This window comes from Bradyrhizobium elkanii WSM2783 (assembly GCF_000472865.1).
GTDB lineage: Bacteria > Pseudomonadota > Alphaproteobacteria > Rhizobiales > Xanthobacteraceae > Bradyrhizobium > Bradyrhizobium elkanii_A.
The window spans coordinates 1-13725 of record NZ_AXAP01000051.1 but is presented as its reverse complement, the minus strand read 5'-3'; the positions used below and the strand labels follow the sequence as shown (position 1 = coordinate 13725).

At 62.5% G+C, this 13725-nt stretch carries 13 protein-coding genes; 9 read left to right on the top strand and 4 right to left on the bottom strand.

The annotated features are described in order from the left end of the window. Positions 1–75 precede the first annotated feature (75 nt). From YY7_RS0132765 to YY7_RS65235, 3 genes are all read left to right on the top strand, one after another. Positions 76–657 carry a glycosyltransferase gene (locus tag YY7_RS0132765; RefSeq protein ID WP_028166892.1) on the top strand — a complete coding sequence of 194 codons (582 nt, stop codon included), beginning with the start codon at positions 76–78 and terminating at the stop codon, positions 655–657. 203 nt (positions 658–860) lie between these two features. Further along, positions 861–1784 carry a bifunctional helix-turn-helix transcriptional regulator/GNAT family N-acetyltransferase gene (locus tag YY7_RS0132760; protein ID WP_028166891.1) on the top strand — a complete coding sequence of 308 codons (924 nt, stop codon included), beginning with the start codon at positions 861–863 and terminating at the stop codon, positions 1782–1784. Positions 1785–1833: 49 nt separating this feature from the next. Beyond that, positions 1834–2001: an RSP_7527 family protein gene (locus YY7_RS65235; protein ID WP_433994542.1), complete on the top strand. Its 168-nt coding sequence runs from the start codon at positions 1834–1836 to the stop codon at positions 1999–2001. Here YY7_RS65235 and moaB read toward each other — a convergent pair. Then, on the bottom strand, positions 1998–2561 hold the full coding sequence (gene moaB, locus YY7_RS0132755) for a molybdenum cofactor biosynthesis protein B (protein ID WP_028166890.1): 564 nt from the start codon (positions 2559–2561) through the stop codon (positions 1998–2000). The genes YY7_RS65235 and moaB overlap by 4 nt on opposite strands. Before the next feature lie 50 nt (positions 2562–2611). After that, positions 2612–3541, bottom strand: a complete 930-nt coding sequence (gene ypfJ, locus YY7_RS0132750) for a KPN_02809 family neutral zinc metallopeptidase (protein WP_028166889.1) — start codon at positions 3539–3541, stop codon at positions 2612–2614. A gap of 389 nt (positions 3542–3930) precedes the next feature. Between ypfJ and YY7_RS0132740 the strand changes: the two genes are divergently transcribed. The 3 genes from YY7_RS0132740 to YY7_RS0132730 all read left to right on the top strand — a co-directional run bounded on the left by YY7_RS0132740 (position 3931) and on the right by YY7_RS0132730 (position 6490). Beyond that, on the top strand, positions 3931–5064 hold the full coding sequence (locus YY7_RS0132740; protein WP_028166887.1) for a site-specific DNA-methyltransferase: 1134 nt from the start codon (positions 3931–3933) through the stop codon (positions 5062–5064). Between the two features lie 277 nt (positions 5065–5341). Then, on the top strand, positions 5342–5668 hold the full coding sequence (locus tag YY7_RS0132735) for a hypothetical protein (protein WP_028166886.1): 327 nt from the start codon (positions 5342–5344) through the stop codon (positions 5666–5668). A 135-nt stretch (positions 5669–5803) separates the two neighbouring features. Next, positions 5804–6490, top strand: a complete 687-nt coding sequence (locus YY7_RS0132730) for a glutathione S-transferase family protein (protein WP_028166885.1) — start codon at positions 5804–5806, stop codon at positions 6488–6490. A 100-nt stretch (positions 6491–6590) separates the two neighbouring features. Here the strand turns inward: YY7_RS0132730 and YY7_RS53565 are convergent, their stop codons facing one another. Further along, positions 6591–9632, bottom strand: a complete 3042-nt coding sequence (locus tag YY7_RS53565; protein WP_051397052.1) for a VCBS domain-containing protein — start codon at positions 9630–9632, stop codon at positions 6591–6593. A 444-nt stretch (positions 9633–10076) separates the two neighbouring features. On the opposite strand from YY7_RS53565, the gene YY7_RS0132720 reads away from it, so the two are divergent. Further along, entirely contained in the window at positions 10077–10736 is a 660-nt protein-coding gene (locus YY7_RS0132720) for a FecR family protein (protein WP_028166884.1), read from the top strand. A 112-nt stretch (positions 10737–10848) separates the two neighbouring features. Next, entirely contained in the window at positions 10849–11712 is an 864-nt protein-coding gene (locus tag YY7_RS0132715; protein ID WP_051397051.1) for a tetratricopeptide repeat protein, read from the top strand. 118 nt (positions 11713–11830) lie between these two features. Here YY7_RS0132715 and YY7_RS0132710 read toward each other — a convergent pair whose 3' ends face one another. Further along, on the bottom strand, positions 11831–12274 hold the full coding sequence (locus tag YY7_RS0132710) for a nuclear transport factor 2 family protein (RefSeq protein ID WP_028166882.1): 444 nt from the start codon (positions 12272–12274) through the stop codon (positions 11831–11833). 94 nt (positions 12275–12368) lie between these two features. On the opposite strand from YY7_RS0132710, the gene YY7_RS0132705 reads away from it, so the two are divergent. Then, positions 12369–13283: a LysR family transcriptional regulator gene (locus YY7_RS0132705; protein ID WP_028166881.1), complete on the top strand. Its 915-nt coding sequence runs from the start codon at positions 12369–12371 to the stop codon at positions 13281–13283. The last annotated feature ends 442 nt before the right edge of the window (positions 13284–13725 follow it).

Below are 13725 nucleotides of genomic sequence, written 5' to 3'. Positions count from 1 at the left end.
GGCTGTTTTGATTGTGACAAGGTGATAACAATTTTCGAGCTTTCCACCCATTTTGAGCCAACGAAGCCTCTGTCGATGTTGAGCGTGATTATTCCGACCGAGGGCGACGAGCGGACCGCAGTCGCCACCCTTGCGGCGCTGGTGCCGGGCGCCGCGGCCGGAGTCGTGAAAGAGGTGCTGCTGGTCGATCGCGCCAAGGACGGCGCCAAGAGCGACGTGATCGAGCGCGTCGCCGATGTCGCCGGCTGCCGCTTCATGGCCTTCGACGGCAGTCGCGCCGCAGCGCTGGCGGCCGGCGCCCGTCAGGCGCGCTCGCCCTGGCTGATGTTCCTGCATGCCGGCGCCGTACTCGACAGCGGCTGGATCGAGGAGACCGCCCAGTTCATCCAGGGCGTCGCGATGAGCGGCCGGCCGCGCGCCGGCATCTTCCGCTACGCCCGCTCGCCCTACGCCGACGCACGCCTGCGCGACAGCTTCAAGTTCGTCGCCCGCATGCTGACCGGCCCGACTGCCGAACAGGGCCTCCTGATCGCGCGCGATCACTATGAGCAGCTCGGCGGCTACCGCCCGGATGCTCCCCGCTCCGAGGCGCGGCTATTGCGGCAGCTCGGCCGCTCCTCCCGCACCATGCTGCGCAGCCGGATCATCGTGGCGTAGTTCCTTGCGCTTCCCTCGTCATTCCGGGATGCGCCAAAGGCGCAGGCCCGGAATACATCGGGCCGCAAGCCAAGTGGGTAAATGGATTCTCTGATGTGCAATTGCATATCATAGCTCGCGCTTCGCGCGCCCCGGAGTGACAGCGCCTGATACTTGCCAAAGTCAAATAATTATTTGACAATGGCAATTATTGAGGTGCCCCTATGTCAGAGCCGGATTCCGAAACCCAAATCGCCGCGGTGCGGGCGTTCAATCGCTTCTACACCCGCAAGCTCGGCGTCCTCGACCAGCATTTATTGAAAAGCCCGTTCTCGCTCAGCGAGGCGCGGGTGCTTTATGAGCTGGCCCATCGCGAGGAGATATCGGCAAAGGAGATCGGGACCGAGCTCGGGCTCGATCCCGGCTATCTCAGCCGCATCCTGCAGAAATTCGACGAGGACGGGCTTTTGACCCGACGCCCGCTCGCCTCCGACCGCCGGCAATACCAGCTCGGCCTCACCGCAAAGGGGCGGCAGACCTTTACCAGGATCAACCGCACCTCGCATGACGAGGTGGCGGCGATGCTGGCACGGCTTCAGCCGGACGATCGCGTCCGCCTGACCGGAGCAATGGGCACGATCGAGCGGCTGCTCGGCGAGACCCAGCCGTCGCGCGCGGTGCTGCGCGATCCGCGGCCGGGCGATATGGGCTGGGTGGCGCAGAGCCATGGCGCGCTCTACGCCAGCGAATACGGCTTCGATTCATCCTTCGAGGCGCTGGTCGCCGAGATCGTCGCAGAATTCCTGACCTCGTTCGACGCCTCGCGCGAACGCTGCTGGATCGCCGACCTCGAAGGTGCGCCGGTCGGCTCGGTGTTCCTGGTCAGGCATTCCGACGACGTCGCCAAGCTCAGGCTGCTCTTGATCGACCCGGCCGGGCGCGGCCAGGGGCTCGGCAGGCGGCTGGTTGGCGAATGCATCAGCTTCGCCAGGGCCTGCGGCTACCGCAAGATCACGCTCTGGACCCAGAGCATCCTGATCGCCGCGCGAAAAATCTATGAGGACGCAGGCTTCGTGCTGGTGAAAAGCGAGCCGCATCGCAGCTTTGGGCAGGACCTCGTCGGCGAGACCTGGGAGCGGACGCTGTGAAGTTGACGCGGTCCATAGCGTTTTCGAGCGAAGTGGACGCCGGTTTCGCGTGAAGAAAACGCGTCAAAATAGAAGTCCACCGCGGCGCGTCACGCCGGAGCTGCTTGCCTTCCATATCAAGCAAGCGCACGCGCTCAGGGCCGAGGCTTATCGAGATATGATGCGCGCGTTGTGGGCGCGGCTGCTAAGGATCACCCACAAGCGGTGCTCAACCTAAACCGTCGCGCCTTGCGCCTTCGGCCGGCGCAGGTGCTCGTCCAGCCGCGGCATGATCTCGACGAAATTGCAGGGGCGCGTGCGGTAGTCGAGCTGCGCCGCCAGAATGCCGTCCCAGCCGTCGCGGCAGGCGCCGGGCGAGCCGGGCAGGCAGAAGATGTAGGTCGCGCCCGCAACGCCTGCGGTGGCGCGGCTCTGGATCGTCGAGACGCCGATCTTGGCGTGGCTCAGCATGTGGAAGGCGATCGAGAAACCGTCCATCCGTTTCTCGAACAGCGGCTCGATCGCTTCCGGCGTCACATCCCGGCCGGTGAAGCCGGTGCCGCCAGTGGTGATGATCGCATCGACGCCGGCGTCAGCGATCCAGCGCGCCACGACCGTGCGAATCGCCTCGACGTCGTCGGTGACGATCTCGCGCGCCGCGAGCTTGTGGCCGGCGGCCGTGATGCGATCCGCCAGAGTCGTTCCGGACTTGTCGTCGGCGAGCGCGCGGGTGTCGGAAACCGTCAGCACCGCGATATTAAGTGGAATGAACGGTTTCGTTTCATCGATCGAGGCCATAACACTTATTCTCCCCGTCATGCCCGGGCTTGACGATCACCATCCAATTCTCACAGCGCCCCGGCACCAAAGGTGTTGCAGGCCGACACCGTGCCTTGCTGGTAGCCGGTCATGAACCATTGCCGCCGCTGCTGCGCCGAGCCGTGGGTGAAGGAGTCCGGCACCACCCTGCCCGTCGCCTGGCGCTGCAGCGTATCGTCGCCGATTGCGGTTGCCGTCTTGAGTGCCGCGTCGATGTCGCCAGCCTCGAGGAAGCCCGGCCGCTTCTTCTCCTCGCGGTTGACCCAGACGCCGGAGAGGCAGTCGGCCTGCAGCTCGACCTTCACCTGCAGCGCATTGGCCTCGGCCTTGCTGTCGGCCGCCTGTTGCAGCCGCGTCACGCGCGGGATGATGCCGAGCAGGTTCTGCACGTGATGGCCCGCCTCATGGGCGATGATATAGGCCGCGGTGAACTGGCAGGCGCTGCCCGAGCAGCCACGGAACCGCGTCTCGACCTCGCGGAAGAAGGCGGTGTCGAGATAGATGGTCTTATCCGGCGGGCAGTAGAACGGCCCCATCGCCGACTGCGCCATGCCGCAGCGGCCGCCATTGGTGGCGTTGCGGAACAAGACGATCTTCGGACCGGTGAAGGTCTGGCCATTGGCCTGGAAGATCTCGGTCCAGCGATCGTCGATCTCGCCCAGGATGCCGGAGATCATGCTGCCCATTTCGTCGGTCGGCGCGCCGGTCTTGCCGGACGCCGTCCGGCGATCGGTCTGGTAGGTCGGCGCCTGTCCGCCGCCGGTCAGGATTTCGGCGCCGCCGATCAGGATGCGCGGGTCGATGCCGAAGGCGTAGCCGAGCAGGCCGAGCACGATGATGGTGCCGATGCCGAGCCCGCCGCCGCCCATGGGGATGCCGAAGCCGCCGCCGCCTCCGCCGCCACCCTGGTCGCGACGATCCTCGATGTCGTCGCTGCGACGGAAATCATCGTAACGCATGGCGGTTTTCCCTTAAGTCCTAACCTGTGTAAACGCGGAACAGACGTAAAATTTCCGTTCCGTTAATCAATAGCCTGCCCGGCAATTATTGCCTAGTGCGACGGCGCGCCATCTGCACATGGCTGATGCGGCCAACGTCTTCACGAATCGCATGAGCTTGCCTGCAACGAACTCGATGTCCGATTCCGCCGTCGCTGGCGCAATTCGCATAACGCATGCTGCGAGGCAGCACTCGATTTCAAATCCGAAAACGCACGATCGAAATGCGCAGAACTTGTCGCGCGGCATTTTCGATTAAGTCGATTTTTACTTTGGCGGATCATGGTGTCGCCAGTCGGTTGTTTAGTCCCGCGTCGCCGACAGCGTCGCCTGAGTCAGAGTTATGAGTCATGGTTGAGTCGCGTCGCGGGGCGTCTGCAAGGGCGCCCCGCACTAAATTTGAATCCACGTCTCCGAGTCGAATCGTCATAGGCGATTGCGTCGCCGAGATGTCGAAGCTTGCAGCCGGTTCTGTCGACGTCGTGTTCGCAGACCCACCCTACAATCTGCAGCTCAAGGGCGACCTCAAACGCCCCGACGAATCCCATGTCGATGCCGTCAATGACGACTGGGACAAGTTCTCCTCCTTTGCCGCCTATGACGACTTCACGCGCGCCTGGCTGCTCGCCGCGCGCCGCGTCATGAAGCCGTCGGCGACGATCTGGGTGATCGGCTCCTATCACAATATCTTCCGCGTCGGCGCCATCATGCAGGACCTCGGCTTCTGGCTCCTGAACGATATCGTCTGGCGCAAGTCGAACCCGATGCCGAATTTCCGCGGCCGCCGCTTCACCAATGCGCACGAGACCATGATCTGGGCCGCGCGTGACGAGAAGGCCAAGGGCTATACCTTCAATTACGAAGTGCTGAAGGCAGCGAACGAGGACGTGCAGGCGCGTTCCGACTGGCTGATCCCGCTCTGCACCGGCGAAGAGCGCCTCAAGGGCAAGGACGGCAAGAAGGTGCATCCGACCCAGAAGCCCGAACAGCTTCTCGCGCGCGTGCTGCTCTCCTCCTCGAAGCCCGGCGACCTCGTGCTCGATCCCTTCAATGGCACCGGCACCACCGGCGCCGTGGCAAAACGTCTCGGCCGCCGCTATCTCGGCATCGAGCGCGACGCCGCCTATGCCGCCGCGGCCGAAGCGCGCATCGCCGCCATCGAGCCGCTGCCGCAGGAAACGCTCGCCCCGTTCATGACCGCGCGCGAGGCGCCGCGCGTCGCCTTCTCCGAACTGATCGAGCGCGGCATGATCATGCCGGGTGCCAAGCTGGTCGACGCCAAGAAACGGGTCGGTGCCCTCGTGCGGGCCGACGGCGCCATCATGCTCGGGGACAAGGTCGGCTCGATCCACCGCATCGGCGCGGTCGCCCAAGGCTCCGGTGCCTGCAACGGCTGGACCTTCTGGCACGTCGAGACCAAGAACGGCCTCAGGCTGATCGACGAACTGCGCGCCGAAATCCGCTCCGGGATGGCCGTGGGCTGAGCCTCCTCAATATCCTCCGTCATTCCGGGGCTCGCGAAGCGAGAACCCGGAATCCATTTCACCACCTGCGCCTGAGGCACAATGGATTCCGGGCCTGCACCTGACGGCGCATCCCGGAATGACGAAAGAAGTCCTGTTGGCTTCTGTGCTTCCGGGCCAACAAGCTAAGCTGCACACCAAGCCACGATGACGCCGTGTTGAACGCTCTTGCCTTGATTCGGCGCGAACAAAGGGCCTAGCATCCAACAACTGGTCGCTGTTTCGATTGGATTGCCCGATGCGCAGACAATCCGAGACGTTGCTGCTTGTGCCGCTGTTGCCGATATTCTTTGTCGGCATGTTCCCGATATTGCTTTTTGGCCTGCTCGGCTTTTTCGGCCTCGGCATCTTCGGCGTCCTCTTGGTCTCCGTCGGACTGACGAGCGCATTGGAGGCGCATGGCCAGTTCACCGAGGACATCATTACGCACGGCTGTGGGCGCAGCGCCGAGCGTGCCGCTCACGCCACCGATCTGCAAACCGCGACGCGCTTCGCCGCGCTGCTGGACGCAGCAGGGATTGCGCTGATCGTCGCCAGCGCGGTTGGCTTTATGTACTTCGGCTGATCGCCAAGCCGCCCGAGGCGCTTTCACAAATTCATCGCTTGCGCGCTCCGCCCGATGTGGCGCATGAGTGCGGCCCGCGGCCCATGCGGCTCGCGTCCCGATTTGGTCGGCAACAAAACAAACGGAGCCTTTGAGATGCTCAAATTCTACTTCAACGGAGCACCGAACCCGAACAAGGTCGCACTGTTCCTGGAAGAGTCCGGCCTCGCCTTCGAGGCAATACCGGTCGACACCCGCAAGGGCGAGCAGTTCAAGCCGGAATTTTTGAAGGTCAACCCGAACGCCAAGGTGCCGGCGATCGACGATGACGGCGTGTTCGTGTTCGATTCCAACGCGATCCTGCTCTACCTCGCCGAGAAAACCGGAAAATTCCTGCCCGCCAATACGCCGGCGAGCCGCGCGCAGATGCTGTCCTGGCTGATGTTCATCGCCACCGGCCTCGGCCCCTATTCGGGTCAGGCGGTGCATTTCAAGACGGTGGCGCCAAAGGAGCTGGAATACGCACACAACCGCTACCAATACGAGGCGAACCGCCACTACAAGATTCTCGACGACCACCTCGCCAAGAGCCGCTACATGGTCGGCGACACCTACACGATCGTCGACATGGCGCTCTGGGGCTGGGCACGGCTGGGGTCGTTCGTGCTCGGCGAGGAAGCTTACGCCAAGTACCCGAACGTCAAGCGCCTGGTCGACGAGATCACCGCGCGGCCGGCCGCCGCACGCGCGATCGCATTGAAGGACAAGTTCACCTTCAAGGCCGAGCTGGACGAGGAAGCGAAGAACTTCATGTTCGGCCACCTCAAAACCAAGGTGGCTTAACCGCCCTTTCGGCGCGCCGGCGTATGCCGGCGCGCGAGGTCGGCCAGGTGGACAGGCGCGCGGGAGCAAGGAAACCACGCGCCGTGCCCACCTGATTCCGTCAGATCATCAGATCGTGCATCCCGTGGGTGACCGCGGCGCTCCCGACAAGCTCGGAAGCCGGGCCATAATGATCGGCCGTGTGTTGTCCATGCAGCGACGCCTCGATTGCCTGTGCTGCCTCCGGTCCGTGGATTGCTGCAGCGCCTTCGGGATGACTGCTCGATGCCGGGCCGTGGCCCACATTTCCGAGGTCGAAGCCATTCGAAGCTCCAGGATCGTAGCTCGTCGCCTTGAAGTGGAATGAGTCTCCGAGCCGCGCACCGGCCGGCCCTGAGCCAAACACCCCCTCAGCAACAGAGGATGGCGCCAAACCCGAAGGCCCGCCGGTTGAGCCGCCATCGATTGCATCGCCATGAGTCCCGGCGGCATCAGAAGAGCCGCCGTTCGTCGGTAGCTCCTTGTCGGTTTTGTCATTCAATGCAACGGTGGAACTCGGTGCAGCCTCGATCTTCCCCGTGGCCAAATGGTCGAAATCCCTGGGGTCTGCGTCGCTGGTGCCCTTGATGGTGATCGTCACCACCTGCGTGGTGCCATCTATGGTCTTCACCGTGAAGGTGTCGGTCAGGTGGTCGCAGGCGTCGAGCGCCCGCACCGTGCAGTTGCTATTGTCGAGCGTGTAGGTCCACACGCCGGCCCCCGTCATCGTGAAAGTGCCATAGCCGCCATCGCTCTTCATCGGGGAGCAGACCGCGGTGAAGGTATTCGCCGGATTATCAACGTCGGTATCGGTAAGCGCGCCGGTCGCGGTTGGCGTGCCGGGCGTATCGCAGCCAGCTTCGATCACCGTGCCGGTCGTCGTGCCCGAAACCACGGCCGCGTCGTTGGTGCCGTGGATGGTGATCGTCACCACCTGCGCGGTGCCGTCGATGCTGGTCACCGTGAAGCTGTCGGTCAGGTGGTCGCACACGTTGAGCGCCTGCACCGCGCCGTTGGCGTTGTCGAGCGTGTATGTCCACACGCCGGCCGCCGTCATCGTGAAGGTGCCGTAGCCGCCATGACTTGCCGTCGGCGAACTGACCGCCGTGAAAAGATCGGGCGGATTGTCGACGTCGGTGGCGGCGAGCGCGCCGGTCGCGGTCGGCACGCCCGGCTTGGCATTGGCGACGCCCCCGGCCTCGATCACGCAGCCGGTGGTGGCGCCGGAAATGACGGCCGCGTCGTTGGTGCCGTTGATGGTGATCGTCACCACTTGCGCGGTGCCGTCCGCGGTGGTCACCGTGAAGGTGTCGGTCAGGTGGTCGCCGACATTGAGCGCCTGCACCGCGTGGTTGGCGTCGTTGAGCGTATAGGTCCAGACACCGGCCGCGGTCATCGTGAAAGTGCCATAGCCGCCATGACTTGCCGTCGGCGAAGTGACCGCCGTGAAGGTGTTGGGCGCATTGTCGACATCGCTATCGGTCAGCGTGCCGGTCGTGGTCAGCTTGCCCGGCGCCTCGATCACCGAGCCGGTCGTCGCGCCGGAGATGATGGCCGCGTCATTGGTGCCGTTGATGGTGATCGTCACCACCTGAGGGGTGCCATCCACGGTGGTCACGATGAAGGTGTCGGTCAGATGGTCGCCAACATTGAGCGCCTGCACCGCGTGGTTGGCCTCGTTGACCGTGTAGGTCCACACGCCGGCCGCCGTCACCGTGAAGGTGCCGTAGCCGCCGGCGCTCGCCTTCGAGCTGACCACCGTGAAGGTATTCGGCGGATTGTCGACGTCAACGTCGGTAAGCGTGCCGGTTGCGGCAGGCATATCGGACCCAGCGCCGCCTGCCTCGATCACCGCGCCGGTCGTGGAGCCCGAAATGATGGCCGCGTCGTTGACGCCATCGATGGCGATCGTGAAGACCTGATTGGACGAGAGTGTGCCGTCTGACACCGTGATAATGAAGCTCGCGGTCGTCGGCGCGGTCAGCGCATTGATCGCGCCGCTGTCCGGAACGAAGGTGTAGGCGCCCGTCGCGCTGTTGAGGTAGAGCCTGCCATAGGGACCGGCGCTCGATACATCGTATGTCACCCCTCCCAGCACCGTGCTGCCGGCGATTCCGCCACTGATGCCGAAGGTCAGGGCAGCACCGTTGGAGCTGCTGGCAACGAAAGCTCCGCTCGTTGCGGAGAAGTGGTCAAACACCGATGTATCGATTTCCGTCGGTCCCGCCGCGAGGGTGAACACCGGCGGCGAACGCAGGACAAACAGATCAGGAACTACCGTCGACGATGGCAGCGGCGGGAGCGAATTATGGATCTGGAGAATGTCGGTCTGAATAAAATTGATCGGCTGCACCGGCAGCACATTGATCGTCGAGGGAGGCGTGCTCGACCCGGGCGCCACCTGTTCCTTCGCGAAATTAGCCAGCACGTCCTGCTGGGCGGCATGCAACTCCTCCATGCGAGTCGCACTATTCGCGGTCTGGTTGACGCTGACCGAGGACCCTCTCCTGCTCAGGATGGTCGTCTCTCCGGGATCCTCGACAATGATGTGTCGCGGGATCGGCTCTTTGGTCACGAGCTCGAATACGCCATGCTCGAGATCCTTGTATGCGATGCTGTCGTCATCGAGATATGTGACGTCCGGCTCTGCGGCATGGACTTCGTTCATGACGGCGAAGGCCAGCGCCGCGAGCGTCAACGTGCCGATCCCGCCGCCATGAGCGCGGCCCCGAATGCTTCCAACAGGCGTATCAACCGTGAGGCAGCCCGTCGTTGCCACCCGTCCGGCAACGAAAGCGAAGGTGCCTCTGGTCACGCCAAACAGGGCCGAATGCGAGGTGCCGTCGGCATCACAGATCAATTCGTTCAACACCAGACGGGTGCCGGGAGAGAGGTTGAACACGGTGCCGTCGATAAAGCGAAGTCCGACCTGCGCGTCGTCCGCCGTCTCGATCACGTCTCCCTGATAAACGGGATCGCCAGCCGTGAGTGGAACGGCGATGCCGGTCGCACGGCTGAGGGTGCAGCAACCGATCGCGATCTGAACATGGCCTATGATCTGGCGAAGCTGGGCGACAATGGCGTTGCGGTCGCCCCCGGACTCGACGCAAGACGCAACGAACATGGCTTCGACCTCGCCTGCTGAGTACTTTCAGGCCCAGCGTGGTGCCGCACTTTTCTTGCTCTGGCTTTGCCTACGCCATCAAGTCAAAACAATCCTCGCGTCGGCAACCCTAGGCTAGCCCGCCGCAACATCCTGATCCAAATTTAATCAAACCTATCCGTAACATCCGATGCATTCAATGCATGAATTAAATCTTCCGGTGCATGAATTAAATCACTTTTCCCTGGAGCACGTCGTTTTCCTGCTCTGGCGCGCTGCCCCTCAAGATGAAACCTTTTGGTAGCATTGAACCGGCTCGGGGCCTAGTATGACGAAAATTTAAATGAGGTGGCCAGCCATGGCCGCCCTGACACCGTACGTACTGCATGGATTATAGCGACCCGGCTGACCATTGAAGTCAGCGGACTGTCACGCGGCAAAAAGGATCTTCTCAGGAAGGGGATCATGCGCACGCATACGATTATCGCGTCGGTGGCGAGTTTGGCTCTGGCGTTGGCCAGCCTTTTGGTTGATGCGGCCGATGCGCAGACCAATCCTCCCGCGCCCGCTGTTCAGGATCTCGCATCAGCGAAACCCATCGGAACAGTTGTAACCACGACCGGCTCGGTAACGATAGAGCATGCGGGTGCGATGGTCATTCAGGCAAATGTCGCCGGCCAGATCGTCCAGACGAAGGTGGGTGATATCGTTTACCTCGGCGATGTGGTCCGGACCGGAGCCGATGGCCGGGTCGGGATCAACTTTGCCGACGGCAGTTCGTTCAAACTATCGAGCAACGCCCGCATGGCGTTGGACGAATTCGTGTACGACCCGAATGGGAAATCCAACTCGACCTTGTTCAATCTGACCAACGGAACACTTACGTTTGTCGCCGGCAATATCGCGAAGTCCGGCGACATGAAGGTCGATACCCCAGTCGCAACGATGGGTATTCGGGGCACGACTCCACATGTCGAAATTTCGGATGACGGGACAGTCAAGTTTTCAACCCTTATCGAAGAGGGCAAGAACAAGCTTACGAAAAAGTCCGGCCCATCTGCAGCGCAGCAGTCCGAACAGAAAGCCAATCGCAAGTCCAATCTGAATATCTGCCGAGGGTGCTAGACCGATTTATTCCGAAGTCAGCCTCGGCGCAGGGCCCCAGCAGGACGTGACGCCTTTCCGCGGAAAACTGATGACCGCGGATTCCTCAATTTCCAAAATCAGGAAGCCTGATATGGACGCCAGTACGAGGGGAGGCATCGTTGACGGCGTCGCATGCATGCTCATCCTGCTGCTGCTCGGCTCACCCGCGGCGGCGCAGGAGGATGCGAAGAAGAGCAACTATCTGACCGACATTGCGTTGTGCAACGGCACGGATCACGCCTCGCTTGAAGCCCGTGTCAATGGCTGCACGGCGCTCATCGCTTCCGGTCACGGCAAGACAGCTGCCTTGGCAATCGCCTACAACAATCGTGGCAACGCCTATGCGGCACAGGGAGACTACGACCGCGCCATCCAGGATTTCGATCAATCGATCCAGCTCAATCCAACCTACGTCAAGGCCTTCAACAATCGCGGCGCGGCTTATTTGAAGAAAGGCGAATACGATCTCGCCATCAAAGCTCTCGATGGCGCGATCCAGATCAATCCCAGCTATGGCAGCGCTTTCGCCAACCGTGCCAGAGCCTATCTGAAAAAGCACGAATACGATCGCGCGGCGCGGGATTATGACGAGGCAATTCGTCTCGAACCCGATTTGGAAGCCGTGTGGAGCGGACGCTGTTGGACGCAGGCCATCCTCGGCGCACTGGAGGCGGCACTGGAGGACTGCAACAAGGCGCTTCAATTAGCGTCGAACAACGCCGCGACATATGACTCACGCGGGCTGATCTATCTCAAAATGGGCAAATTCGACGCGGCTATCGATGATTACAGCTCTGCGCTGCAACTCGATCCGAAGCTGGCGAGCGCACTCTATGGGCGCGGGCTTGCCAGGCTGAAGACGGGCGACAAAGCGGGCAGCAACGCCGATATCGCATCGGCAAAGACGATCCAGGTCAAGATCGGCAGCGACTTCACGCGCTATGGTGTGCGGTAGGCACCAGCGACGGTTAGCATCGTAGGGTGGGCAAACGCGCACCGCGCCGTGCTCCGCCACCCCAACCAATTGCTTCCGTCATTCCGGGGCTCGCGAAGCGAGAACCCGGAATGAAGCCTCAACGCACGGCACGAACCTGCGGCGCCGGAAACTGCCCCAACGCCTTCTCGGTCAACACCGAATCGCAATATTCCCTGATCTCCTTGATCTTGCCGTCCTCGAGCCGGAACACCAGGCAATAGTCATTGTCGTAGCGAACGCCGTCCTTGGTGACGTTGTCGCCCTTGCCTTCGACCACGACATGGTCGCCGTCGGCGATGAAGCGGTGGGCGACGGTGCGCGCCCGTTCCGCCAATAGCGAACGGACGTGGCCGTGCAGATCGTTGAGGATCGATTGCTTGCCGCTGAAGGTGCGCGACCAGGAATACTGTTCCGTCACCGTCCATATCGCATCCTCGGCAAGGCTCGCGGCGAACAGCGCGCGGTCGCGCGCCGCGGGATCGGGATTTCCGGCGGCGGCAAAGATCCGCTGCATCAATTTCTTGTTGTCGGCTGCGCTCATGGCGGCTTCTCCGGTGGCTGACTGAATACGCCTCCTTGTGCCGCGACAGAGATCATTCTTCAAATCGATAGCCGATATGATATCTATTCGTCAGATGAATTTGAATTCGCTCGACCTCAATCTCCTGATCGCGCTCGACGCGCTGCTGCGAGAAGCCAGTGTCAGCCGCGCCGCGATGCGGCTTCGTCTGTCACAGCCGGCCACAAGCCACGCGCTGCAGCGCCTGCGCGACCTGATCGGCGATCCACTCCTGGTGCGGAGCGGCGCGCGCATGGAGCTGACGCCGCGGGCGCAGGCGTTGCGCGCGCCCCTGGCGCAGGCGCTGGACCAGGTGCGCGCGCTGTTCGTTCCCGACGCGTTCGACGCCATCAGCAGCGATCGGCATTTCCGGCTGATGATGCCGGACCTTGCGGTCGAACTCCTGATGCCGCCATTGATGGAGAAGATCACGCGCGTTGCGCCGCATGTGACGATCGACGTGGTGCCGTGGCGGGGGCCCGCGATCTTCACCGCCGAGTTCGCCCGCACCATCGATCTCGTGATCTCGATCGGCGACGCCTTCAAGGGCTTCCACCGCCAGCGCCTCTATGTCGACAGCGACGCGCTCGCGGTGCGCCGCGGCCATCCCGTGGGCGCGAGGTTGAAGAAGTGCGAAGCGTTCCTGGCGGCGAGGCATGTCGCCGTCGTGATCCGCGGCCAGAACGAGGACCTGATCGATGGCTGGTTGCGCTCCAAGGGCATCGAGCGGCGCATCGCTCTTGTCGTGCCTGGCTATATCGAGGCGCTGCATGTCACAGCCCGCACCGACCTCGTCGCCTTCGTGCCGCGCCGCCTGATCGCAGCGCTCGCCAGGCAATTGTCATTGCTGGCCGTGACGCCGCCGCTCGATCCCGGCATGGACGAACAATACATGTTCTATCCCACCCGCGCCCAGATGGACCCCGGCTCGATCTGGCTCCGCCAATTGATGCTGGAGACGGGACGGGAGTTGGACAGGCGAAAAATGTAGGATGGGTAGAGCACGGTGAAGTTCAGCACTTGCTCCGTCATATCGCTCGCGCGATTTTCCTTAATCCAATCAACGTGATTTGCCTCGTCCACCCCTCGCGCGAAAAACATTCCGCTTCCGCCGTCGGGCAAATCAATGATTTAACTCCGCGCGTCTCATCCGAATGAGGGGCGGCTCGCGATCGTCACGAACGTTGCGGTGAGATGCGGTGGACGCAGGTGTTGCGACAGACGAACGCGACATCAGCGGACGGCGAAGTCGTGTGGTCCTGGCGCCCCGACGCTGGCGCTAAGTTCTGTTCGTTGAACAGAGCGACGGTGGCAAGAAAGCCCGGTCACCGGGGAGAGCACGAAGTAAGCCGTAAACCATCGCGCAGGGAAAGCCGGAATGCTTCGGTTGAACCTGTGGTCCTACCCCCGTGCTTTTTGTTGCACGGGACCCA

Excerpts from the sequence above, each read along its gene's own strand:
- YY7_RS0132765 (WP_028166892.1), top strand. The coding sequence starts at position 76 with ATGTTGAGCGTGATTATTCCGACCGAGGGCGACGAGCGGACCGCAGTC.
- YY7_RS0132760 (WP_028166891.1), top strand. The coding sequence starts at position 861 with ATGTCAGAGCCGGATTCCGAAACCCAAATCGCCGCGGTGCGGGCGTTC.
- moaB (WP_028166890.1), bottom strand. The coding sequence starts at position 2,561 with ATGGCCTCGATCGATGAAACGAAACCGTTCATTCCACTTAATATCGCG.
- ypfJ (WP_028166889.1), bottom strand. The coding sequence starts at position 3,541 with ATGCGTTACGATGATTTCCGTCGCAGCGACGACATCGAGGATCGTCGC.
- YY7_RS0132740 (WP_028166887.1), top strand. The coding sequence starts at position 3,931 with ATGGTTGAGTCGCGTCGCGGGGCGTCTGCAAGGGCGCCCCGCACTAAA.
- YY7_RS0132735 (WP_028166886.1), top strand. The coding sequence starts at position 5,342 with ATGCGCAGACAATCCGAGACGTTGCTGCTTGTGCCGCTGTTGCCGATA.
- YY7_RS0132730 (WP_028166885.1), top strand. The coding sequence starts at position 5,804 with ATGCTCAAATTCTACTTCAACGGAGCACCGAACCCGAACAAGGTCGCA.
- YY7_RS53565 (WP_051397052.1), bottom strand. The coding sequence starts at position 9,632 with ATGTTCGTTGCGTCTTGCGTCGAGTCCGGGGGCGACCGCAACGCCATT.
- YY7_RS0132720 (WP_028166884.1), top strand. The coding sequence starts at position 10,077 with ATGCGCACGCATACGATTATCGCGTCGGTGGCGAGTTTGGCTCTGGCG.
- YY7_RS0132715 (WP_051397051.1), top strand. The coding sequence starts at position 10,849 with ATGGACGCCAGTACGAGGGGAGGCATCGTTGACGGCGTCGCATGCATG.
- YY7_RS0132710 (WP_028166882.1), bottom strand. The coding sequence starts at position 12,274 with ATGAGCGCAGCCGACAACAAGAAATTGATGCAGCGGATCTTTGCCGCC.
- YY7_RS0132705 (WP_028166881.1), top strand. The coding sequence starts at position 12,369 with ATGAATTTGAATTCGCTCGACCTCAATCTCCTGATCGCGCTCGACGCG.